Origin of the sequence: Jutongia hominis (genome assembly GCF_014384965.1) — a bacterium.
In the GTDB taxonomy this organism is placed as follows: Bacteria; Bacillota; Clostridia; order Lachnospirales; family Lachnospiraceae; genus Butyribacter; species Butyribacter hominis.
The window spans coordinates 109837-135424 of record NZ_JACRSW010000001.1; the positions used below are offsets into that span (position 1 = coordinate 109837).

The following is a 25588-nucleotide window of genomic DNA, read 5'->3' on the forward strand; positions in this document are numbered from 1 at the left end:
TTATTAAGAAGAAAAGAAAAATACAAAAAATCCCCAAAAGAGACTTTCTAAAAAAATTGCAATAAAAAAAAGGTTTCATAACAGATAATCACTCTGTCATAAAACCTTTTTAAGCTCCTCATTTTAAAAAGAAAGTCTTTTTTAATCCTACAAAACTTTGCTCATTGCGTGACGAATTTGCAACACTTTGCTGCCTGCCGTGCAAAAAATATCTTGGTGTTATTTCTTCCATAACTGATCTAATACACTATAAAGTACTTTTGTTTCGATCGGCTTTGCCAAATGACCGTTCATTCCGGCATTTAATGCATTCGTAACATCTTCTGCAAACGCATTAGCTGTCATAGCATAGATCGGTACTGTCTGTGCATCCTTTTTGTTACTTTTTCGTATTCTTTTGGCTGCCTCATATCCATCCATAACCGGCATATTGATATCTAAGAAGATAGCATCATAATACCCTTCTTTTGACTGCTCGTAAATCTCAACAGCCTGCTTACCATCTTCGGCACAGGTACAACTAACGCCGACCATACTTAAAAGCTTGATCGCAACTTCCATATTCAATGCAACATCTTCTGCGATCAAAACGTGTCTGCCTGTAAAATCATATTTTTTATCCTGTTCCTTCGCAGATATCTGTTTGTAATTCCCCTTGGAAATCTCCATGATCGTTTTAAACAATGTGGATTGGAACATAGGCTTCGTAATATAGTAATTAACTCCGGCATCCTTTCCTATCCGCTCCACTTCACTAATATCATAAGCAGAGACTATGATCACGATCGCATCATCACCAAAAACTTCACGAATCTGTTTTGTAACCTCGATTCCATCCATCTCCGGCATTTTCCAGTCGATCATACAAAGCTTATATGGATCTTTCTGATCTTCTGCGTCTCCTAACATCATCAATGCCTCTTCCCCGGTCATTGCATAATCATAACGGACACCGAGACGCTTTAATATCGTTCCTGTATAATCACAGGCATCCGGATCGTCATCCACTACTAATGTTCGAACATCATCAAAGCTTACTTCATCATCATAGTGTACTGCATTCTTAGCTAAAACGAATGGTATATCTACTGTGAAAGTAGTTCCAAGTCCCACTTCACTTTCTACATCGATTGTTCCACCCATCATCTCTGTCAGATTTTTGGCAATTGACAAACCAAGACCACTTCCACCATGCTTACGGGCTGTTGAAGCAGATTCCTGTTCAAAAGGTTTAAATAAACGTCCTAACATTTCTTCACTCATGCCACATCCGGTATCGGTTACAATAAAGCGGAATTGCACATGATCTCTTGCCCTGCTTGCCTGAATCACACTCAGACTGACACTGCCGCCTGCCGGTGTAAATTTGATCGCATTAGATAACAGATTCATTAAGATCTGGTTGACACGAAGCTGGTCACCACCAACAACTTCTTCTGTGACACCTTTCATTTTAACTTCAAAATGAATATTCTTTTGGTGTGCCTGCTGATAAAACATTGTTGTAATATTTGAGATCTGTTTTTTAAAATTATATTCCGCCGAATCAATTTTTAGCTTACCGCCCTCAATCGCAGACATATCCAAAACATCATTGATAATTCCAAGCAAAAGTTTAGAGCTATTCGCAATTTTATCTAAATAGTCACGAATTTTTTCATCCGGCTCTGTTTCCATTTTCGCAATATCTGTCAATCCTATCACCGCATTCATCGGTGTCCGGATCTCATGACTCATCTGTGCCAAAAACTGTGATTTTGCAGCATTCGCGCTATCTGCTTTTTTCACTGCAATCTCTAAGGAATGATTGAATTTTGCAAGGCGGTCATAATTTCTTTTTCTTACTTCCCAAAAAATAATAATTCCTGCAAACAAAATAAATAAAAGAACCACACCCACGATCAAAGTCAAACGAAATTTATAAAGAAAATCCATCGTTGTCAATTTATAATGATTTTCCACAGTTCTATTTACGACACATTGTTCTTTTTCTTCTGAAGTCACATTGGCGATTGCTTTATTTAAGATTGATAAGATAATCGCATTTTCACTGTTTTTTGTCCCGACAATACCAATCTTTTCCTGCATAATATACGATGGCAAAATTGTCATATCATTATATCTTGGCTTTTGCATCCAGGAATTTACAATATTGATATTTTGCGCCATAAAATCTGCTTTACCATCTTTTACCCCTTGAAAGCATGCCTCATTTGTCGGAAACGTTCTGACTTTGAATTGCGGATAATTCTTTTTGACATAACCGATCAATGCAGTATAACTTGTCGGTACTGCAAGCGTATAGGTTCCTTCTTTTGCAAATACGTCATAATGCTGATCCGGATTTGATACCAATACCACATCATCACTATAATAATTATCCGATACCAGGTATTTTTTGCTGACAAAATACGGGTTATCAACTGACACACCTGCTATAAAATCCGTCGGATTCTTCGACAGATAATCCATACTGCTCTGTCCTTTTTTTAGCATCTTAAATTTCATTTTAATGCCACTTTTTTTTGCAACCAGATCCATCACATCTTTTGTAATGCCTTCCATTTTTCCTTTATCGTTTATATAAGAAAACGGTGCATGGTTCGGAATCAGACTAATTGTTATTGTTTTCTTTTGCGCAATCCAGTCTGCTTCTTCCCGCGAAAAAGCAATTGGCGATTTGGAAGCTTCTTTTCCATAATAATCTGTATATAGCTCTGACTCAAAAGACTGGTTCAATGACTTGATCTGTCCTAATACGTTGTCCAGCTCATTCAAAAGTGCCTGATTATTCTTCGCAGCCATAATATAAAATGGTTCCGCACCAAATTGACAAATATTACGGTATTTTGTGTTGACTGACAAGCTGCCGACTGCAACCGCATCTACTTTTTTCTCTTCTAACGCTGTATATACTTCTGATACTGTCTTATAAACAACCGGTATATATGAAAAATGATTTGCTTTTGCATATTCATCGAATGCTTCGTTCTGATAACTGCCTTTCATCATGCCGACGCGTATACCATCAAATGCCGCAAAATCATTATAATAATATTTATCATTCTTATCTAATACATAGAGATAGTTTGATTCCATGCCAACCGAATACTTTGAAAAAAGATACTTTTCCTTCCTCTCCGGTGTCATCTTTGCCTGGCATACTATATCAATTTTTCCTTTTTTTAGGGCATCTAACTGTTCTTCCCATGTACCATATACATATTCGTATTTCCATCCGGTATATTTGGCAATTTCATTTAAATATTCAACGGCATATCCTGAATAATTGCCGGAGCCATCCTCCTCGATAAATCCTTTATAGCCAATATATCCGACTTTTACAATTTTTTGGGAATCCGAATCTGCTTTCGCTGTTATCTTCGCTGCCATTGGTATGCTCAAAAGCATAGCGATCATACATAATGTTATTATCGGTAATTTCATTTTTCGCATTCTTTTCATCTGTATCTCCATTTCTGTCATTGTTATCTTTTCTTTTACATTTCCATCCAATTATATTTTACTATGACAGTTTTTTAATATCTATATGCTAGAATTCCCTTTGAAGAATTAATTTCGGTTGTATATACACAAAAAAAGCCCATCTGAACACAAACATTCAAATGGGCTTCTCTTATTTATTTATGATTCTAGTAATATTGCGAAAATTACTCGACGATTGTAGCAACCTTACCAGATCCTACAGTACGTCCACCTTCACGGATAGCGAAGTTAAGACCCTGCTCCATAGCTACCGGATGGATCAATTCGATTGTCATTTCTACGTTATCACCAGGCATACACATTTCAACACCATCAGGAAGTTCGCAAACACCTGTTACGTCAGTTGTTCTGAAGTAGAACTGTGGACGGTAGTTGTTGAAGAATGGAGTATGACGTCCACCTTCATCTTTTGTTAAAACGTAAACCTGAGCTGTAAATTTCTTATGGCAAGTTACAGTACCTGGTTTAGCAAGAACCTGACCACGAACGATCTGATCACGGTTGATACCACGAAGAAGTGCACCGATGTTATCACCAGCCTGAGCCTCGTCTAACATCTTACGGAACATTTCGATACCAGTTACAACAGTCTTACCAACTTCTTCCTTAACACCAAGGATTTCAAGTTCATCGTTGAGGTGAAGTGTACCACGCTCTACTCTACCTGTAGCAACAGTACCACGACCTGTAATTGTAAATACGTCCTCTACCGGCATAAGGAATGGCTTATCTGTATCACGCTCTGGGTTAGGAATGTACTCATCAACTGTGTCCATGAGTTCCATGATCTTGTCTCCCCATTCTCCGTTAGGATCTTCAAGAGCCTTAAGAGCAGAACCCTTGATGATTGGGCAGCCTTCGAAACCATACTCTTCAAGAGCTTCTGTTACTTCCATCTCTACTAATTCGATAAGCTCAGGATCATCTACCATATCGCACTTGTTAAGGAATACTACGATATAAGGTACGTTTACCTGACGAGAAAGTAAGATATGCTCTTTTGTCTGAGCCATAACACCATCAGTAGCAGCTACTACAAGGATAGCACCATCCATCTGAGCAGCACCAGTGATCATGTTCTTTACATAATCGGCATGGCCTGGGCAGTCAACGTGTGCATAATGTCTCTTAGCTGTCTCATACTCAACGTGAGCTGTAGAAATAGTGATACCACGCTCTCTCTCTTCTGGAGCCTTATCAATGTTTTCGAAATCTACTGCTGCGTTACCTTCTACTCTTGCAGCAAGAGTCTTTGTAATAGCAGCTGTTAATGTTGTTTTACCATGATCGACGTGACCAATGGTACCAATGTTACAATGGGGTTTCGTTCTTTCAAACTTTTCTTTAGCCATTTTTAATTATCCTCCTTTAATTCATAGGCAAAATGCCTAATACGCTTTGCGTTTATAATCACGCTATGGGCACTATTATATTGCAAGTTGAATGAATTTTCAAGTGCTTTTCTTATAATAATGCCTAGCGTTTTGCATAATTTAGATTATATTACTGGTTTTTGTTTGCAAGGACTTTGTCCTGTACATTCTTAGGAGCCTGCTGATACTTCTCAAAGAACATTGAGTAGTTACCACGACCCTGTGTAGTAGAACGAAGTTCTGTAGAATAACCAAACATTTCAGCAAGTGGTACGAATGCTTTTACAAGCTTACCGCCACCGATGTCTTCCATTCCTTCGATCTGACCACGTTTTGCATTTAAGCTTCCGATAACATCGCCCATGTATTCTTCAGGCATTGTTACTTCAACCTTCATGATAGGCTCAAGAAGAACGGCATTACCTTTCTTCATAGCATCCTTGAATGCCATAGAACCTGCAATGTGGAATGCCATTTCTGATGAATCGACTTCATGGTATGAACCATCCCATACAGTAGCGTGTACACCAAGTACAGGGAATCCACCAAGGATACCTGCCTGAGCAGCTTCCTCGATACCTTCACCAACAGCTGGGATGTATTCCTTAGGAATTGCACCACCGACTACTGTAGATTCAAACTTGAATGGTTCCTCACCATTAGGATCCATTGGCTCAAACTTAACTTTACAATGACCGTACTGACCACGACCACCAGACTGCTTAGCATACTTGCTGTCGATATCAACGGCCTGTGTAAATGTTTCTTTATATGCTACCTGCGGAGCACCTACGTTAGCTTCTACGTTGAATTCACGAAGAAGTCTGTCTACGATAACTTCCAAATGAAGCTCACCCATACCGGCAATAATTGTCTGACCTGTTTCCTGATCTGTATGAGCACGGAATGTAGGATCTTCTTCAGCAAGTTTTGCTAAAGCTTCACCCATCTTACCCTGATCATTCTTTGTCTTAGGCTCGATAGCAAGCTCGATAACAGGCTCTGGGAATTCCATAGATTCCAAAATAACAGGATGCTGTTCGTCACAGATTGTATCACCTGTTGTAGTGATCTTAAATCCAACGGCTGCTGCGATATCACCAGAGTAAACTTTGTCAATTTCGCTACGGCTGTTAGCATGCATCTGTACAATACGACCAACACGCTCCTTCTTCTGCTTTGTTGCATTCAGTACATAAGAACCTGAGTTTAATGTACCTGAATATACACGGAAGAATGCGAGCTTTCCTACGAAAGGATCTGTCATAATCTTGAATGCAAGTGCTGAGAAAGGTTCATCATCTGATGACTTACGAACTACTTCGTTACCTTCTTCATCTGTACCTGTGATATCAGGGATATCTGTTGGTGCAGGCATGAATTCTACAACACCATCAAGAAGCTTCTGAACACCCTTGTTCTTATATGCAGAACCACAATATACAGGTACTGCTTCACAAGCGATCGTTCCTTTACGAAGTGCTTTCTTTAATTCGTCAATTGTTGGCTCTTCACCCTCAAGGTATTTCTCTAACAAGTCATCATCTAACTCGCAGACCTTCTCGATCAGGTTGTTATGCCATTCATCGGCAAGATCTTTGAGATCATCAGGAACATCTGTAATCTCAATATCCGTACCTTCATCATTCTTGTAGTAGTATGCATCCATTTCAAATAAGTCGATCAGTCCGATGAAATCATCTTCCTTACCGATTGGAATCTGAACAGGGATTGCATTCTTTCCAAGACGATCAATAATTGTCTGAACTGACATGAAGAAATCTGCACCCATTTTGTCCATCTTGTTGATGAATGCCATACGAGGTACATTGTATGTGTCAGCCTGTCTCCATACGTTCTCTGACTGAGGCTCAACACCTGCCTTAGCATCGAATACACCTACGGCACCATCCAATACACGAAGAGAACGCTCAACTTCAACTGTGAAGTCTACGTGGCCCGGTGTATCAATGATGTTGATACGATGTTCTAAAGCACCTGGTTTCTTTTTGTGATGATCTTCAAGTGTCCAGTGACAAGTTGTAGCAGCAGAAGTAATTGTGATACCTCTTTCTTTTTCCTGCTCCATCCAGTCCATTGTTGAGGCACCGTCATGTGTCTCACCGATCTTATAGTTTACACCAGTGTAATATAAGATACGCTCTGTCAATGTAGTCTTACCGGCATCAATATGAGCCATGATACCGATATTTCTAGTTCTATCAAGTGGATATTCTCTTCCAGCCAAGACTCTTACCTCCTAATTTATTGTGATTTTCAATAGAAACAATTTGATATGCCGTCGCAAAAAACGACGAATGCACAAACGTTCCGGCATTTTGTCAGACAAAACACCGGAAACCCTTTGCATCTTACCAACGATAGTGAGCAAATGCCTTGTTTGCTTCTGCCATCTTGTGCATATCTTCTTTTCTCTTAACTGCTGCACCTGTATTGTTAGCAGCATCTAAAATCTCATTAGCAAGTCTTTCTTTCATTGTCTTTTCGCCTCTCTTACGAGAGAAAAATGTAAGCCAACGAAGAGCCAAAGCCTGTCTTCTGTCAGGTCTAACCTCGATAGGTACCTGATAAGTTGCTCCACCAATACGTCTAGCCTTAACTTCAAGCTGAGGCATGATGTTGTTCATAGCTTCTTCAAACACTTCAATAGCGTCCTTACCTGACTTTTCTGCTACCTGCTCGAATGCACCATAAACGATCTTCTGAGCAACACCCTTCTTACCGTCTAACATAATGTTGTTGACCAACTTTGTCACAACCTTGTTATTGTATACAGGATCTGCTAATACATCTCTTTTCTGAATATGTCCTTTACGTGGCACGTTACTTCCCTCCTTAACATTATTTAGTAATACTAACAGCCGACACTGCTTCGAACGTACTACTATTTCATTAATTCATCGGTACTCACGATATTCTGTGTCCGCACCAGGTTAATTATATAAAATAGATAAAATTAATCCGGCACTTCCCCAAATTAGTGAATCTTACTTCTTAGGTCTCTTTGCTCCATACTTAGAACGACCCTGCTTTCTGTTTGCAACACCGGCTGTATCGAGTGTACCACGTACAATATGATATCTTGTACCTGGTAAATCCTTTACTCTACCACCACGGATAAGTACAACGCTATGCTCCTGAAGGTTATGACCTTCACCCGGGATATAACTTGTTACTTCGATACCGTTTGAAAGACGAACTCTGGCTGTTTTTCTAAGAGCTGAGTTAGGCTTCTTTGGTGTAGCTGTACGAACTGCAGTACAAACACCTCTCTTCTGTGGAGAACTCTGTGCAACAGTTTTCTTGTTAAGTGAGTTGTAAGTGTACTGAAGTGCAGGAGAATTAGACTTCTTCGTAGCTGACTTTCTTCCTTTTCTTACTAACTGGTTAAATGTTGGCATTAATTTCACCTCCTATGATTATTTTACATGTTTTGCACATTTTCACGCAACGCAAAAATGCACACTCAATCAGTATAATACTGCGGTGTGCACTTGTCAAGCAGTTCTTTCAAAAAAACATTTTATATATTTTAAAAATCTGATCCAAATATGCGTTCAAAAACCGCCTGTCATTTTAAACGGATCACTTTGACTTTTGAATTTTGTATCATAAAATAACGATTGTGTCTTTTTCCCGGGAAGAATGCACTGATCTTGCTTTTAAACTGTTCGTTATATTTTTTGACACCGTTTGTCCGGTAAATCGTACAACTTCCTGCCGTATAAAATAAAACTTCATCATCACTCATTTCGACATGATCATAGCTGCTGTCAACATTGATCGCAAGTTTCCTTTCCCGATCCTGTCCGTACAGATAAAGCCGTGATTCTGTTTCTCCTTCTTTCAGGACCAGTCCAACATACGAATCATTGACTACCGCACTTTGGATTTCTCCGGAAAAAGACTTTTTCCAAACGGCTTTTGGCTGTTTCATATTTTCCCAGACGGCAAACCCTTTTTCCGCAAAAAGGATCACATGGTCATTATCCCAAAAATGTACTTCCGATATCATCCTGTCATTATAATTGTGTGCGCCAACAAAGCAGTTTTCATTTTTTCCGACATCCGAGAAATTGTAGAAGGCAACCCTGCTTTGTGCTATACCTGTGGTTACACAAAGATATGATACAACGATACTGCTTCCATCCGGTGCAATATCTAAACTGACCGGATAACCGTCATCTACGTTCGTCGGAATTTCTGCTAAAAGCTTGTCAGAATCAGTAAACAAATCATAAAGATAGATCGTGTTTGATGAAATATCTTCTGTTAAAACCGCTACAATCCCCTGTTCCGATACACATGCCTGCACGATGGGATAATCTACACGAAAAGATGCACCTTTGTCTTCGCTTCCTTTATAGACATACAGGCTTTTTTCACCAATATCCGCGATCACTACGCTCGAACCACAGGTATCGGCTTTCGGCGTTGCCATATCGTAGCTGCCATTCCAGACTGTTTGGCCTTTGTCACTAATCGCACTTGCACCATCTCTGCCATAGCGTAAGATGCCACTCTCGAAAGACCGGTAATGTACCATTTTGTCATCCTGCACTTTCATTGTTGATGTTACGCTATGGGATGTAAACTGTCTGTTTAAGAACCAATGATATGCAAAATAAAACAATACACAGCATAATAGGATGCTGACAATCGTGATCCCTATGCAATTTCTTCTTTTCTTATGCTGTTCCTGCAATGCAACGGCATCAAAGGAACGTCCGATTAAACTCCTCATCTATTGTACTACCTCTGTTTTCGTATGTTTGTTTCTTTTGCAATTATACAGCACCAATGCTTCATAAGCAACTCAATCTTCATATTCCGGCAATAAAAGAAACTGTCCTTCCTGAATCTTGTCATCGTCTTTGATATGATTGACATCACGAACCATGGCAATACATGCAAGATTATGATATTGTCTCCATACGATCTGGCTGAGTGTATCACCGGCTTTCACACGGTAACCGGTCTTTTTCGGTTCTGCGGTCGCTGTTGTTTTTTCCTTACTGCTTTTCCCGGCTGCAACTTCTTTTTTTGTTTTTTTAATCTTTTCTAATGATTTTTTTGTTGTCTGGCCGGAATCCTCCTTTATACCCTGTGGTGTAAAAAAAGGACTTGAACTTTCTTCCTGTGTTGCAATACCGGTCTCTTTTTCCGGCTGACTGCTTTTCTTTTTTTCTTCCTGCCCCTTTTTGGAATCTGCAGACTTTTTGATATTAACACCAGCCTTGGCATTTGAACTTTCTTCCCGTGTTGTCGTATCTTTTGCATCTGCAATTGCACTGCCTGTCACCACATCACCGGTAGAATGTGATAATGTTTCGATCGTCTGCTGTAAATTCCGGATCCTTTTTGTACTCTGAAACAGTAAAAACGCCCCAAGAAGCATTAGTAAAAAGAGCAAGCTGCTTATCCCATAGATCACATTTCTTTTATTATAATGTAACTCTTTTTTCTGGTGGATCACTTCCCGGATATTTTGTGTGACATCATCCTGATAACCGCCCTCCATGCTTTTATGCGGAGAAGTTGCTAACATATACTCCTGCATCTGTGTATTTTTCGAAAAATAGATCCAATAACCGGGAAGTTCTTGCAATCCTTCTTTCTTTGTCACAAAAAGCTTCTCTTCCTTCTCGCCAAGGTCTGCTAAGAAAAGCAGGCGGTCTTCCATCGGAAAATTTTCTTTCTGCATTGCCTGAATGCTTTGATCTACCTGGCTGTTCCACATTCCGACACCGCATCCGAAGCCAAAAAGTTCTCCTTTCGGGAAATAAGTCTGTACCGCCTGATAGATCTCCTGCCATTTTTGTGTGTCCAGTGCTCTTTTACCATCCAATACATTGCACTCCGCCACAATCGCACCATATATAAAAATACAGTTTTGGGCTTCCTTTTTGCCTCTTTTTCCAACAAACAGAACTATTCCTTCTTCCTTTTTATCTCCCATACATTTACGCAAAAAAGTCATCACATAATCTTCTATAAAAAAGCGGGTTCCCTGCATTGTTTCGCCTACCTGTCTGACATTCTTCGGAAGGGATTCAAAACAATATTCCTCATTTGTAGCATTATGCCTGTCCTGACTCATATTTCAAACACTCCTTTTTTCCTTTCTCCAAGCATATCACCTGCTCTTTGCATTTTTTGTCGAAGTATCTGTAACTTTAGCTCTTTCATTTCGTATTTTTTCGACTTCTTCTTTCTACGTTGCTTTTTTCAAAATCCATATATTTCCTTTTCAAAATCCGTGTATACCTTTCTCAAAATATACAAAGATCTTTTTCTTTTTTTCAAAATATACGAATATCTTTTTCAAAAAAGGCAAGGCTTTAAATAATTGTTAGGGCTGTTTGCTTCCGAGCAAAAGGAGACAGCTTCATTTTCAGAATAAGAAAAAATGCTGCTCAGAAACGAGGATTATATGAAAATAATGCAACCAGCGGACACACTTTTATACTTTGATCCGGCTTATAAAACAGCACTTAAGGACTTCACAAAAGAAATTCGGCATTTAAAAAAATCCGTTGCAAAAAAGCAACAGACTCTTGTCTTTTTTTGTATCGGTTCTGACCGTGCTACCGGAGACTGCTTAGGTCCGCTTGTCGGTCATATGCTGTTACAGCATTTTTCTAATGTAAAAAAACACGCGCACTTTCTTCCACGTATCTATGGAACATTAGAAACGCCGGTTCATGCACTCAATCTGGAAAAAACATTAGAACACATACAGAATACTTATGCAGTCCCTTACGTGGTCGCGATCGACGCAAGCCTTGGTATTGCAGAACATGTAGGATATGTCACCTATGCTCCGGCACCGCTGATTCCAGGAATCGGCGTACAAAAAAAGCTCCCACAAGTGGGAGACTCTTCGATCACCGGCATTGTCAACCGGTCCGGACTGAACAGCCATACAACACTGCAGACAACACATCTTTCTACTGTCTTAAACAGTGCTTCCTTTATCGCAACCGGCATTTTAAATGCCTATGCTCTGCCGGCACCGGGCCGACACAAAAAAGCTGTTCTGTCGTTCTTTTGAAACAGACCGGTTATCAAGAAAACGTATCACTTCGCATCACATATCCGTTCTGCCTTCTAAGGCACGATATAATGTCACCTCATCAATATATTCCAGATCGCCTCCTGCCGGTACTCCGCTTGCAATCCTGCTGACACGGATTCCCAGAGGCTTGATCAGTTTACTGATATAGGTTGCTGTCGTGTCGCCTTCTAAGTTCTTATTCGTAGCAACGATCACTTCATCCACATCGCCTTGCAGCCGCACCATCAATTCACTTAACCGGATATCCTGCGGACCGATTCCAGCCATGGGCGAGATCGCACCATGTAACACATGATAAACACCTTCAAACTTCCCGGTCTTTTCATATGCTGCAAGATCTCTGGTATTTTCTACGACCATGATCTGCTTATGATTTCTCTTTGGATTAGAACAGATCGGACAAAGTTCATCATCCGTATATGTACAGCATTCCTTACAATAACGCACATTTTTTTTTGCACTAAGCATCGCATTGGACAAGCCTGCCACCTGATCCTGCGGCATATTCAGGATATGAAATGCCAGACGCTGTGCTGATTTTGCACCGATTCCGGGCAGATGTGAAAGCTGTTCTACCAGATTACTGATCTGCGTACTATAAAAATCCATTTATATTCCTCATTTCAAGTTCATCTTTGATCTTTTGTCAAAGATAATGATTAAAACATTCCACCAAGACCACCTGTCAGCTGGTTCATCATTGCTGCATTTTCTTCTTCCATCTTACGAAGAGCTTCATTTGTAGCAGCCACGATCAGGTCTTCTAACATTTCAATATCATCAGGATCTACTACTTCTTCACTTAATTTTACGGAAAGCACTTCTTTCTTGCCGGATACACGGACCGTAACTGCTCCACCGCCTGCGGTTGCTTCCCATTCTTTTTCTTCCATTTCTTTTGTCTTTTCTTCCATCTGGCGCTGCATTCTCTGTGCCTGCTTCATCAGATTATTCATGTTACCGGGCATTGCTCCTCCCGGAAATCCACCTCTTTTTGCCATGATAATATCCTCCATTCTTTTTGTTTTTTATATCATGTTCTGCTATAAAACCTCGCTTCATGCAAAATGCATTTTGTCACTTTCTTTTTACTGAATCTCAATATTGTCATAATTGATCAGCTTTCCGATATCCTGAAACTGGCTGTCTACCTGTTCTGATACGGTACGCACTTCTATTTCCATTTCTTTTCCCACCATATTCTGAATGACCGTCTTTAATCGTTCTAACTCCTGACCATCATTTTGTTCAAAAAATTCTTCATTCAGACGATCGGTAAATTGTAACACCAAAGCTCCCTGATCCGATAACAGATGTTTTGCATTTGCCAACATGCTTTTGCCCGGATTATCATATGCATTGCATATCTTATTCCAGTTCTTTAAAACTTCTTCTACATCTTCAGGAAGCGCTTTCGGAAGCGGCCTGACCGGTTCCTTTACATCATTTTCCTTTTGAGACTCCGTCTGGACAACCTGCTTTTCTACCACGATACCCTCTTCGATCTTCTTTTCAAGGATCTGCATTCTCTGTTCTAAGGTTGAAAGATCCTGCTTTGCATCCATTTGAGGCATACAAAGCTGAATGATCGTTACTTCTACCAATACTCTTTTTTGTGTCGAGTACCGCATCTGGTTTGCAAGATCTGACAATATACGAATATAGCGTATCAATGTCTCTACGTCAACCCTTTTTGCTTCCTCTTGCATTTTAGAAAGCTGCTCCTTTGATACATCCAAAAGATCACTGCCATTGCCGGAAGCATCCATTAACATCAAACCTCGAAGATACCAGATCAGCTCACTGACAAACTGGTTTAAATCCCGTCCGGCAAGCATCATTTCTTCAATCAATCCGATACAGCCTTTTACATTTTGTTCTGTAATATAATCAAACATACGGCTGTAAACAATCGTATCCACTGCTCCAAGCACTTCTAAGGCTTTCTCATATGTAAGTTCCTGCCCGAGATAAAAAGCGATACACTGATCAAGCAGACTCAATGCGTCACGCATGGAGCCATCTGCCACCTTTGCAATATAACGCAATGCCTTTTCTTCTGCCTGTACTTTTTCACGCATAGCAAGTTCCTGTAGTCTTGCTGCGATCGTATCGATCGTAATCCGGTGAAAATCATATCTCTGGCAACGTGAATGGATCGTGATCGGAATCTTATGTGGTTCTGTTGTCGCTAAAATAAAGATCACATAAGAAGGAGGTTCTTCTAATGTTTTCAGTAACGCATTAAAAGCCCCTGTAGAAAGCATATGAACCTCGTCAATGATATAGACTTTGTATTTTCCTTCTGCAGGAGAATATTGGACTTCTTCTATGATATCACGGATATTAGCGACACCATTGTTTGATGCCGCATCTATCTCTACAACATTCATCGAAGTCTGCTTATTGATCTTCTGACAGGTTGCACATTCGTTACATGGATTTCCATTGACCGGATGCTCACAGTTGACTGCTTTTGCTAAGATCTTTGCAATTGTTGTCTTGCCGGTTCCTCTGGTTCCACAAAACAGATAAGCATGTCCTATACGTTCTGTCTGAATCTGATTACGGAGCGTTGTTACAATATGATCCTGCCCTTTTACTTCATCAAACTCACTTGGTCGGAATTTTCGATATAATGCCGTATATGACATGTTCTAACCTCCTAATCGCCAAAGCAGATTCCTAATCCTTTAGCTTCTTTTATAATAGTAGATTCCGGATCTACCATCTTTAATTTACCTGCAACTTCTTCTAATGGCACCGGTACGATCTCTCCATCACGGAAACCTACCATGTAACCATATTTTTTCTCAATGATCAGACGTGCTGCTGCCGCACCGAGACGGCTTGAGATCACACGATCATAAGGACATGGTTCTCCACCACGCTGTGTATGTCCGGGTACCGTAATACGGACTTCCTGACCGGTTCTTTCTTCAATCTCTTTTCCTACCTGATATGAAATAGATGGGAACGGATTTTTCTTTCTCTTGGCTTTTAATTCTTTCTTGGTCAATGCAGCATCTTCCTTTGAGATAGCACCTTCTGCTACAGCAAGGATTGAAAATCTCTTGCCCTGCTCGGTACGTTTATTAAGTGCCTCAACAACAGAATCAATATCATAAGGAATCTCCGGCAGTAAAATGATATCTGCTCCTCCTGCAATTCCCGCATGTAATGTCAGCCATCCTACTTTATGTCCCATTACTTCCACAATAAATACGCGTCCATGAGAGGCTGCCGTCGTATGAATACAGTCAATTGCATTTGTTGCAATATTAACTGCACTTTGGAAACCAAATGTTATATCGGTTCCCCAGATATCATTATCAATCGTCTTTGGCAATGTAACAACATTGCATCCTTCTTCTCTTAACAGATTGGCTGTCTTATGGGTTCCGTTTCCTCCCAAAATAACAAGACAGTCAAGTTTCCATTTTTTATAGTTAGATTTCATCGCTTCTACTTTATCGAGTCCGTTTTCATCCGGTGTTCTCATTAATTTAAAAGGCTGTCTTGACGTTCCTATAATTGTGCCGCCTTGTGTCAGGATTCCCGAAAAATCCTTTGGCTCAAGTAATCTGTAATTTCCATAAATCAATCCTTTATAACCTTCTAAAATTCCATAAATCTCAACATCAGGATACTGCTGATATAATGTCTTAGCGACACCACGCATCGTTGCATTTAAGCTCTGACAATCTCCGCCACTTGTTAAAAATCCTATTCTTTTCACTTGAAACCTGCCTTTCTGTGTACTTCATCTGCTCCTGTGTCTCTTAGTTCCGATTTTACCATACCGCCCGGTATTGCGCAAATATTTTTGCTCTTCTAATTCTTTGTCTCTCTTTGGAGTATAACCCCATTTTTTATTTGCTATACGCTGTAAAAGAAACGATCCAAACAGGCTGACAACAACAAAAAGAAAGACCGCTATTCCCATCCACAAAAGCTTATTTTCCAAAGAAACACCTCCTGTTCTAAGTAGAAAGGAATAGCGAACAGGAGGTTATGTAATCTGATCCTATCCGCTATCCTACTTTTTCTGCCGGACACTTTCTTGATAAAAGTTCCTGCTATTCTATGATGTTCTTCTTATTGATGCTCTATTTTAATTTCCAGATATCTTCATTGTACTGCTCGATCGTTCTGTCTGATGAGAAGAAGCCGGCCTTGCTGATATTGACTAACATCTTCTTTGCCCATGCATTGCGGTCTTCGTAATCTTCAAAGAGCTGTTCTTTGACACGGATATAATCTTTGATATCCAAAAGTGTCATAAACCAGTCTTTTGTAACGATTTCCATATACAAACGGATCAGGCTCTTTTTATTACCTACCGCAAATAACTCTTTGCTGATGATAAAGTCAACTAATTTTGCAATTTCCGGATCCCGGTCATAAATCTTTTCTGCTACATAATCCGCATTTTTATAATGTTCAATGACCTCGTTGCTGGATTCTCCGAAGATATAAATATTATCATCACCGACAAATTCGTGGATCTCTACATTGGCTCCGTCTTCCGTACCGAGTGTGATCGCACCGTTTAACATAAACTTCATGTTACCGGTACCGCTGGCTTCTTTCGATGCTAATGAGATCTGTTCGGAAACATCTGCTGCCGGGATTACTTTTTCCGCATATGTTACATTATAATTCTCTAACATAACAACTTTCAGATATGGACTGACTTCCGGATCTTTACGGATCACTTCAGACAGGCATAAGATCAGATGAATGATATCTTTTGCGATCGTATATGCCGGAGCTGCCTTTGCACCAAAGATCATTGTGATCGGTCTCTTTGGCTTATGACCTGCTTTGATCTGCATATATTTATAAATAATATACAATGCATTCATCTGCTGTCTCTTATATTCATGCAAACGTTTGACCTGAACATCCAGAATGGAATCTTCATCGATCGTAACACCCTCTTTTTGCTCTAAATAACTCTTTAATTGCTGCTTCTTTATCTTCTTGATTGCAAGAATTTTTTCAAGATCTGCTGCATTGTCCGCAGCCGTCAGCAATTTTTCCAATTCCGCGGCATCTTTTTTATAACCGTCACCGATCTTTTCGGTAATAAACGCTGCCAGTTCGTGGTCACAATGTAACAGCCAGCGGCGGAATGTGATACCATTTGTTTTATTATTAAACTTATTTGGATAAATATCTTTAAATGGCTTTAATTCGCTTTCTTCCAGGATCTTCGTATGCAATGCTGCAACACCATTGACACTAAAACCATAATGGATGTCAATATGTGCCATATGTACTCTTTGATCTTTATCAATGATCGCAACGCGTTCATCCTGATATTTTTCTTTTACCTTGACATCTAACATCTTAATGATCGGCACAAGCTGCGGTACAACACGATCCAAGAACCACAAAGGCCATGTCTCTAAGGCTTCTGCTAAGATCGTATGGTTTGTATATGCACACATCTTTGAAACAATCTCGATTGCATCATCCATCTCGATATTATGTAACACAAGCTGACGGATCATCTCAGGAATAACCATGGTTGGATGTGTATCATTGATCTGGATCACGGCGTAATCTGGAAGGTCATACAAGTTGCTTCCTTTTGCCTGTGCTTCATCAATAATAAGCTGAGCCGCATTGCTGACCATAAAATACTGCTGGTAGATCCGAAGTAATTGTCCCTGATAGTCACTGTCATCAGGATACAAGAACAACGTTAAATTCTTAGAAATGTTTTCTTTATCAAACTGAATACCGCCATCCTGTACAATTGATTCATCAACAGTATCCAGATCAAAAAGCTTTAATGTATTGCATTTGTTATCATAACCTGTTACGTCTATCTCATACATAACAGACTGTACTTTCTTATCTCCTAAAATCACCGGATAGCTTACATCTGTTCTGCGAAGCCAGCTTTTTTGTGTCATCCATGGATTCGGAACTTCTTTTTGAAGATTTTTCTCAAATTCCTGCTTAAAAAGTCCAAGATGATAGTTCAGACCAATACCATCTCCCGGAAGTCCCAGCGTTGCGATCGAATCCAAAAAGCAGGCTGCCAAACGTCCCAGTCCGCCATTTCCAAGTGATGGTTCGTTCTCGATCTCTTCAATCTCAGCCATGGATTTTCCATGTGCTTTCAAACTTTCTGCCACCTGATCGTAAATTCCAAGATTGATCAGATTATTCGATAATAATTTACCGATCAGGAATTCGGCAGAAATATAATATAACTTCTTCTTTCCTTCAATACGCCCTTTCTGCTGTGTGATCTTTCCTGCCAGTTCTAACAGACCGGAATAAATCTCCTCATTCGAATTTTTTGCTGTAATCTGTGCAATTTCGTTCTCGTACATACTCTCCCTCTCTTCCACATTGCGATGCGTCCTATCATACACATCCATCGCATCTGTCTTTTTTACTGTTAAATTTAATCATATCATATTTGAAAGAGTTTTTCAGCAATTAATTTTTCCCTTTTCTCCACTCATAATTCCTTTTTTATCATTATATTTTACAAACATTCAAAGAAGGGAGCCTCTGTCTGCTGTCCCATTCTTTATCCATGCCTTTATTTACTCTTGAACAGAATACAAACCAAATATTTTCAAAAGAATCTTTCTAAATACAGATACTTCCTGATAAATTTTCTTCTCGATCCATTGTAACTGTCTGTCCCATAATCCCCAGTCCTCCTGCGTTGGAACCTTTGCAGAAAAAGCAAGTCCTTCTATCTGTTTTGCAAGCTTTTGTACTACTTCTTCCATTTCCTTAGATGGCATTTTTTGTGCTACTTCCTGTATCCACTCGCTATCTGTACTGTTCTTCTTTTCACGGATTCCTGCCATCCGAACGAAACGATAGGTACTTTGCAATCTTTTTTGTTCTTTCTTTCGAAGATCTATTTCTCTCATCATACTTCTTTGATAAACCATCTGACGCAGACGGATCACAAGGATCATCATACAAAGCAGGATCACGATCCAGACTACTATGCATATCAAAACAGCCTGCCACAAATGTTCTTTGGTACCTGCTTTTACTGTGCTTTGATCTTTTGCTGCCGATGCAGTCGGAACGGTTGTTGCAGTCGGCTGTATCGTCTGTTTTTTTTCTTCCTTTGTGTTATTCACCTTTGTATTGTTTTTCTTTAAAGAAGATGCATTCTTCTTTAACGTTTTAACAGAAGCGAGGTTATTGGCTGCATTTGCTGCCGGTGTCATGTCTTTGCATACCCAGCCCATGTTTTTGATATATACTTCACTCCATGCATGGGCATCGGAATCTTTAACTTCTGCTGTATAACCGCCATCCGGATCGATCTTAAAATCTTCCGGATCAACCCGGTATCCCGTTACATATCTTGCCGGCACACCACAAGCCCGCAAAAGAAGCGTTCCGGCTGTTGCAAAATGTTCACAATAGCCTTTTTTTTGCACCAGAAGAAAATACTCGGCATAATCCGCTCCTTTTGGCACAGGATCCAGATTCATGCTATAAGAAGCATTATTTCTAAGATATTTCTTTACAAATTCTGCTTTGCTCCATGTGCTTTTCAGATCACCCGCCTGCTTTGCGATCTGATAAAAAGATTGTAGGCGCCCTTTGGGCATTTGTGTATAATATTGCTTTGCAAGTTTTTGATAGACATCATAAAACTCCGCAGTATAAGTAAATGGCAATAACGCATCTTTATCACCTTTTAACGTTTTTACGGTCTGATAGAGAAGCTTTTCTTCATTCTCTGTCAAAAGCAGACAACCGACCTGAAGCCGGTTATTTTCTTTGACGCAGTGATTATCTCCTTTTGCATTCAGATAATGTTCTCTTTTTTCGCTCCAATTGCCATTATCTTCATCGGATGACGCACCTGTTGCCGAAGAAAAGTAAGGCAGATAGGCATATTTACTTAATGCTCCGCCGCCGACATATTCTATGTGCATAGAATGAACGATCAATAATGCATTCCTTTCGTCTGTTATAGAACCATTATCGTCCATATCATTTTGATACATACCGTCAAAACTTTTTGCAATCTGAAAGCCCATATCCCAGATTCCTTCTAACATCGTATCATCATCAATATTCTCAAATCCCTGAAAATGTGATGCTGCTTTCTTTTCTACTTCCCGATAAGAACCTGCTTTCCATTTCCCATTTGTATAAGTGTCTCCGGTAAACCCTCTAAGATATACCGGCTGATCGGGTATCCTTGGCAGATTTACTTTTAAAACAGTCCGTTCCGTATATTTTGGCTCCTGATTGGATAAATCTCCTGTGTTGTCTACTATTGTGGGATGAAAAAGCGTCTGCACCAAATTTTTCCCGGTATTTGCCATGTTTTGCACCATAGTCTCATTCTGGTCTCTAGCTTCCTGTGCATCTTTAAAATAATGCTTTTCAAAACGCACTGCATAAAAATAAGAGACCGATAAAAGAACCATTCCTATCAAAGCAGTGATCACAAAAATACTCTTATCGCTATATTCTTTTTGCCAAAATGTAACTTTCTTTACGCCTTTAACCCCTCTCTCTTCACGGCTCATCCAGACAAATAACCCAACACTGCCAAGCACAAGCCAAACAACCGAAACAACACCGGGCGTCTTACCAAAAATCATGCCCAGACTCAATGCAGCAACATCAAACAATAACAAATAGCCTTTGCTGTGCATACAAAGCACAAAGATTGCTGCATATAACAGCAAAAGAAAACCGATCAGCATTTCGAACCAGAAAACATCCTGTCGGATCGTTTTCCAGATCTGTATCGAAGGTTTTACCGTATGCATATAAGCTGCCATTCTGTTTTTATACAGATAACTTACAAATCGAATACCGTATACAACTGCCTTGCGTTTTGTAAAAACGATGAAAACGCCTGCCACTGTCAGAACGATACCTGCACTCCATGCATATTTTCCCCGCAATGTATAGATTCCATAGACAAATACGGCAGCCAGAATGCAAAGAATACATATTGCCTGTATCTGATCTTTTTTTGAAAAACAGATGGCAAGGGAATCAAGCTGCCCTTTATTGGTATAAAAATAGGTATCATAAAAACTCAAAAAGATTCCTGTTATCAAACAAGCGACACATATCCACGGCAGCAGCCATTTTCTTTTTTTCATGTTTTCTCCCACCTTTGCTATATACTACAGATACAGGATCTGCTCTTTTGTTCTTTCTGTTTCCTGCTCTGCTTTCTTTTGTCTGCATTTCTTTTTGGGAACGATCAGCTTATTTGCATCAAAGGTTACTGCCATTCCCTGACTGTTTGTTAATGTAAGATCAGACGAAAGGATCAGTCTGTTCTCTCCAACCGGCTGCCTGCTTTCTAATTCCAATTGCTCTTTGGCAGAAACCATTTTCTTTTTGCTCCAAAGTCCTTCTAAAGAGCTTAGCAACAACATCGCTTTAGACGGTGTATCAACTGCAAATTCACAAAGCTGCTCTTTTTGATGATCATACCAGATCACTTTATGCCGGTATCCCGCTTCCAAAAGACCTAGCATACTTGAATAAAGCAGTGTAAATAACGCTTCCCGGTTCTTTTTTTGTTGTTTTTTGCTTTCTCTTTTTTGTTTCTTTTCTTTTGGCAGCATTTCTATAATGAAAGGAAGTTCCGTTTTTCTTTCTGCTTTTTGACAGCGCACCATCCATTCTTCTGCTTTGGCGGATAATTTCCAATGAATATGATGCATTTTATCTCCGTTTTGGTAACTGCGGTATTCCCAGTCTCCGTCACCATCTTCAGACAACTGATATAAAGAGTCTGCCTGCTGTGCTTCTGTCTGACTTTCTTCGTTAAATTCAAAAACGATCGGCTGTTTCTTTGGAAGTATCAAAACTTCTACAACATCTTTGGCATTTTTCCGAAAGAGCGGAAATTCCAACAAGCCAAACCAGTCAGATACAAAAACACGTTTTACTTTGATATGGTACAAGCCGGCATCCTTTGGATACCATTTTGTCTGTACCTGTATGATTTCTTTTTGTCCGTCTTTTTTCATAATTCCGGCAGTCACAGGCAAAGTCACCATGGCTTTTTGTTTTTGATGTGCATAGACATTTTCTTCGATGACTTTGATACGCATTTTATTGATCGGTAAGCGGCTTTTGTTTTGTACCGTAAACCGAATCGTATAGCCATCCTGTATGGCATTGACCATACTCTCTGCATCTGCCTCGATCCTAAGTCTGCATGCCAGTCTCAAATAATACAGAAGAGCAAAAATAATGATAAATACTTCCAAAATACCGATCATCAGAAGGCTTCGGCTTTCAAATAACAGCGCCATATAAAAGGTGATGGCAGTTGTTATCCCGTAAACAATCCCTCTTTTCATTTATTTCCCCACTTTCTTTACATCCGCTTTGATCTATTTCTTTCGGATCACCGGTTTCTCTGCATCTGCTTTGATCTATTTCTTTCGGATCACCGGTTTCTCTGCATCTGCTTGAATCTATTTTTTCAGATACCGGTTTCTTTGCATCTGCTTGGATCTATTTTTTCAGATACCGGTTTCTTTGCATCCGTTTTGATCTATTTCTTTCGGATCACCGGTTTCTTTTCTTTTTGTAATAACTCTTTTAGCACATCAGCGGCACTCATATGTCCGGCTCTTGCCTTTGCATTTAATAAAATACGATGTGCAGACACATCCAAAAAGATTTCAGCAACATCTTCCGGCACAACATAATCTCTGCGATGTAAAAATGCAATCGCTTTCGCCATAGTCACGATCGCAAGCGTTGCACGCGGGCTTAATCCCAGCGCAATATAGCCATTCTGTCTGCTTGCCTGTACAAGATTGCAAATATAACGATACATACTGTCCTCTACAAAGACATCTGCTGTTTTTTCCTGTAAAACAATAAGTTCTGCTGCTGAAATGACCGGCTCGATCAACTCCACATCAACCCCTAAACTTTTACCTTTTGCAATCGCTATTTCATCTTCCAGTTCGGGATATCCCATTGTCATGCAGATCATAAAACGGTCTAACTGTGACTCCGGTAACTTCTGTGTTCCTACACTGCCGACCGGATTCTGCGTTGCCATTACAACAAACGGTCTTGGAACTTTTCTTGTAACACCATCTACCGTTGCACTTCCTTCTTCCATAACTTCGAGCAATGCCGACTGTGTCTTTGGCGATGTACGGTTGATCTCATCTCCTAAGAAAAGATTACACATAACAGCTCCGGGCTGATAGATGAATTGATCTTCCTTTTTCTGATACATCGAAAAACCGACCAGATCCGATGGCATGACATCCGGTGTAAATTGAATTCTTCTGCTTTCTAAATCCATTGCATTCGAAAAGGCTCTTGCAAGGGTTGTCTTACCGACCCCCGGAATGTCTTCGATCAGAATATGCCCACCGGCAAGAATCGCTGCCATTGCTTTCTGAATGCATGCATCCTTTCCAATCACTACTCTTTTTACCTGTGCGATCACAGCCTCTGCTTCCTCATAATATTTATCCATACGCTCCTCCATTTACGATATCTTTCTTTTTACGTTTTTCATCAGTATACCGAATCTTTTCTCAAAACACAAAGATAGAGAACCAAATTCATGGCTCTCTATCTATTATAACGATCCATATTTCAATTCTGTTTCAACTTCCTTACAATTTTCTTACAATTCCAACTAAAGATCTCCTTCCCCCTGTCCCCCCTATTTCATTGGCTTTTCAAAGGGAGCAAAACAGATCATCTGCGTCCTGTCGGTTCGATCTGATCTTATTTTAGGAAAAGCTAATAATTTTCCACAAAAAAGATAATTATTTCAACTCATTTTTATTGCAAATTCACCCTAAATATAATAAAATGTATATGTTGCATGAATCATAAGATAAAATAGTTTTTTATTCAGAAAGCTACGATATCATGACGATGCACAAAAAAATAATTGGAAGCGTTCCGGCTTTTTACCCGCTTATATTTTGCCGGACAAGTACCAAAATAAATACCTTATTTTAAATGAAGAAAGGATGGTCAAAATCATGGAAAACATGCCAAAGATCAAAATCGGTATTGTTGCAGTAAGTAGAGACTGTTTCCCAGAATCACTTTCTGTAAACCGTAGAAAAAATTTAGTAAAAGCTTATACAGACAAATATGATGCCGCTGACATTTACGAATGTCCTGTTTGTATTGTGGAAAGCGAGATCCACATGATACAGGCTCTTGAAGACATCAAGAAAGCCGGATGTAATGCACTCTGTGTATATCTTGGAAACTTCGGTCCTGAAATTTCCGAAACTCTTCTTGCAAAACATTTTGACGGACCTAAGATGTTCATTGCTGCTTCTGAAGAAGATGGCTTAAACGGCGGTCTGATCGACAATCGTGGTGATGCTTACTGTGGTATGCTGAATGCAAGCTACAACTTAAAGCTTCGTAATGTTCACGCTTACATTCCTGAGTATCCTGTAGGAACTGCTGAAGAATGTGCTGACATGATCCACGAATTCGTGCCGATCGCACGCGTTGTCTATGCATTAAACAACTTAAAGATTATCAGCTTTGGACCACGTCCTCAGAACTTCCTTGCTTGTAATGCTCCGATCAAGCAGCTTTACAATCTTGGTGTTGAGATTGAAGAGAACTCTGAGCTGGATCTTTTTGAATCTTTCAACAACCATGCAGGTGACGAACGTATCCCTGACGTTGTAAAAGATATGGAAGCAGAACTTGGTGCAGGTAACAAGAAACCTGAAATCCTTGAAAAGCTTGCTCAGTATGAACTTACTCTGCTTGACTGGGTAGAAGCACATAAGGGTTACAGAAAATATGTTACATTAACAGGAAAATGCTGGCCTGCATTCCAGACACAGTTTGGTTTCGTACCTTGCTATGTAAACAGCCGTCTGACAAAGAGAGGCATTCCGGTATCTTGTGAAGTAGATATCTATGGTACATTAAGTGAGTTTATCGGTACTGTTGCAAGTGAAGATGCTGTTACTCTTCTTGATATCAACAACACAGTACCTGCTGATATCTATAACGAGGATATCAAAGGTAAATTCGATTATACACAGAAAGATACTTTCATGGGATTCCATTGTGGAAATACCGCTTCTGACAAGCTTTCATTCTGTGAAATGAAATACCAGAAGATCATGGCTCGTTCTCTTCCTATCGAAGTTACAAATGGTACTTTAGAGGGAGATATCATTCCTGGTGATATTACATTCTTCCGTCTTCAGAGTACAGCAGATGCTAAGCTTCGCGGTTACATCGCACAGGGTGAAGTTCTTCCTGTTGCTACACGTTCTTTCGGTGCTATCGGTATCTTCGCTATTCCTGAAATGGGACGTTTCTATCGTCATGTATTGATCGAGGGCAACTATCCTCATCACGGTGCTGTTGCATTTGGTCATTACGGAAAGACATTATACGAAGTATTCAAATACATCGGTGTTGATGTAGATGAGATCGGCTTTAACCAGCCAAAGGGAATGCTCTACAAAACAGAGAATCCATTCCAGTAATTTCAAATGAAACACTTTGAGAAGGAGGCGATGGCTTCAACGCCATTGTCTCTTTTCCGTTGTAAGACACAACGTAACGAATAGAGTTTGTTTGCTAAGCGCAT

General features: G+C 39.8%; 18 protein-coding genes. 2 read left to right on the plus strand and 16 right to left on the minus strand.

All coding sequences use genetic code 11. The annotated features are described in order from the left end of the window. Positions 1 to 219 precede the first annotated feature (219 nt). The 7 genes from H8700_RS00500 to H8700_RS00530 form a co-directional block, all read right to left on the minus strand. Positions 220 to 3465 carry a response regulator gene (locus tag H8700_RS00500; protein ID WP_249302167.1) on the minus strand — a complete coding sequence of 1082 codons (3246 nt, stop codon included), beginning with the start codon at positions 3463 to 3465 and terminating at the stop codon, positions 220 to 222. 206 nt (positions 3466 to 3671) lie between these two features. Beyond that, positions 3672 to 4859, minus strand: coding sequence for an elongation factor Tu (gene tuf, locus H8700_RS00505; protein WP_249302169.1), 1188 nt, complete (start codon positions 4857 to 4859; stop codon positions 3672 to 3674). 151 nt (positions 4860 to 5010) lie between these two features. Further along, positions 5011 to 7128, minus strand: a complete 2118-nt coding sequence (gene fusA, locus H8700_RS00510) for an elongation factor G (RefSeq protein ID WP_283242142.1) — start codon at positions 7126 to 7128, stop codon at positions 5011 to 5013. 124 nt (positions 7129 to 7252) lie between these two features. Then, positions 7253 to 7723, minus strand: coding sequence for a 30S ribosomal protein S7 (gene rpsG / locus H8700_RS00515; RefSeq protein WP_022142244.1), 471 nt, complete (start codon positions 7721 to 7723; stop codon positions 7253 to 7255). A 165-nt stretch (positions 7724 to 7888) separates the two neighbouring features. Next, on the minus strand, positions 7889 to 8302 hold the full coding sequence (gene rpsL / locus H8700_RS00520; protein ID WP_022142245.1) for a 30S ribosomal protein S12: 414 nt from the start codon (positions 8300 to 8302) through the stop codon (positions 7889 to 7891). A gap of 170 nt (positions 8303 to 8472) precedes the next feature. Further along, positions 8473 to 9645: a DUF5711 family protein gene (locus H8700_RS00525; protein WP_249302171.1), complete on the minus strand. Its 1173-nt coding sequence runs from the start codon at positions 9643 to 9645 to the stop codon at positions 8473 to 8475. Positions 9646 to 9717: 72 nt separating this feature from the next. After that, positions 9718 to 11001: a LysM peptidoglycan-binding domain-containing protein gene (locus H8700_RS00530; RefSeq protein WP_249302173.1), complete on the minus strand. Its 1284-nt coding sequence runs from the start codon at positions 10999 to 11001 to the stop codon at positions 9718 to 9720. 333 nt (positions 11002 to 11334) lie between these two features. On the opposite strand from H8700_RS00530, the gene yyaC reads away from it, so the two are divergent. After that, on the plus strand, positions 11335 to 11955 hold the full coding sequence (gene yyaC / locus H8700_RS00535; protein WP_249302175.1) for a spore protease YyaC: 621 nt from the start codon (positions 11335 to 11337) through the stop codon (positions 11953 to 11955). A gap of 36 nt (positions 11956 to 11991) precedes the next feature. On the opposite strand, the gene recR is transcribed toward yyaC, so the two are convergent. The 9 genes from recR to H8700_RS00580 all read right to left on the minus strand — a co-directional run bounded on the left by recR (position 11992) and on the right by H8700_RS00580 (position 23473). Next, positions 11992 to 12588 carry a recombination mediator RecR gene (gene recR / locus H8700_RS00540; RefSeq protein WP_022142249.1) on the minus strand — a complete coding sequence of 199 codons (597 nt, stop codon included), beginning with the start codon at positions 12586 to 12588 and terminating at the stop codon, positions 11992 to 11994. A 50-nt stretch (positions 12589 to 12638) separates the two neighbouring features. After that, positions 12639 to 12980: a YbaB/EbfC family nucleoid-associated protein gene (locus H8700_RS00545; RefSeq protein WP_022142250.1), complete on the minus strand. Its 342-nt coding sequence runs from the start codon at positions 12978 to 12980 to the stop codon at positions 12639 to 12641. 87 nt (positions 12981 to 13067) lie between these two features. Beyond that, positions 13068 to 14633 (minus strand): DNA polymerase III subunit gamma/tau, encoded by a 1566-nt coding sequence (gene dnaX, locus H8700_RS00550; RefSeq protein WP_249302177.1) that lies wholly within the window; start codon positions 14631 to 14633, stop codon positions 13068 to 13070. An 11-nt stretch (positions 14634 to 14644) separates the two neighbouring features. Continuing rightward, positions 14645 to 15718: a 6-phosphofructokinase gene (locus H8700_RS00555; protein ID WP_249302178.1), complete on the minus strand. Its 1074-nt coding sequence runs from the start codon at positions 15716 to 15718 to the stop codon at positions 14645 to 14647. Positions 15719 to 15742: 24 nt separating this feature from the next. Further along, on the minus strand, positions 15743 to 15946 hold the full coding sequence (locus tag H8700_RS00560) for a hypothetical protein (RefSeq protein ID WP_249302179.1): 204 nt from the start codon (positions 15944 to 15946) through the stop codon (positions 15743 to 15745). Between the two features lie 142 nt (positions 15947 to 16088). Then, the gene (locus H8700_RS00565; protein WP_249302180.1) at positions 16089 to 18332 is read right to left on the minus strand and encodes a glycogen/starch/alpha-glucan phosphorylase; all 2244 of its coding nucleotides are present in this window, start codon (positions 18330 to 18332) and stop codon (positions 16089 to 16091) included. 219 nt (positions 18333 to 18551) lie between these two features. Then, positions 18552 to 21110 (minus strand): transglutaminase-like domain-containing protein, encoded by a 2559-nt coding sequence (locus tag H8700_RS00570; RefSeq protein WP_249302182.1) that lies wholly within the window; start codon positions 21108 to 21110, stop codon positions 18552 to 18554. Positions 21111 to 21134: 24 nt separating this feature from the next. Then, positions 21135 to 22328 carry a DUF58 domain-containing protein gene (locus H8700_RS00575; protein WP_249302184.1) on the minus strand — a complete coding sequence of 398 codons (1194 nt, stop codon included), beginning with the start codon at positions 22326 to 22328 and terminating at the stop codon, positions 21135 to 21137. Between the two features lie 197 nt (positions 22329 to 22525). Further along, positions 22526 to 23473 (minus strand): AAA family ATPase, encoded by a 948-nt coding sequence (locus tag H8700_RS00580; protein ID WP_249302187.1) that lies wholly within the window; start codon positions 23471 to 23473, stop codon positions 22526 to 22528. Positions 23474 to 23993: 520 nt separating this feature from the next. Here H8700_RS00580 and H8700_RS00585 point away from each other — a divergent pair. Beyond that, a complete protein-coding gene (locus tag H8700_RS00585; protein ID WP_249302188.1) occupies positions 23994 to 25484 on the plus strand; it encodes an L-fucose/L-arabinose isomerase family protein in 1491 nt (496 codons plus the stop codon). Positions 25485 to 25588: the final 104 nt, after the last annotated feature.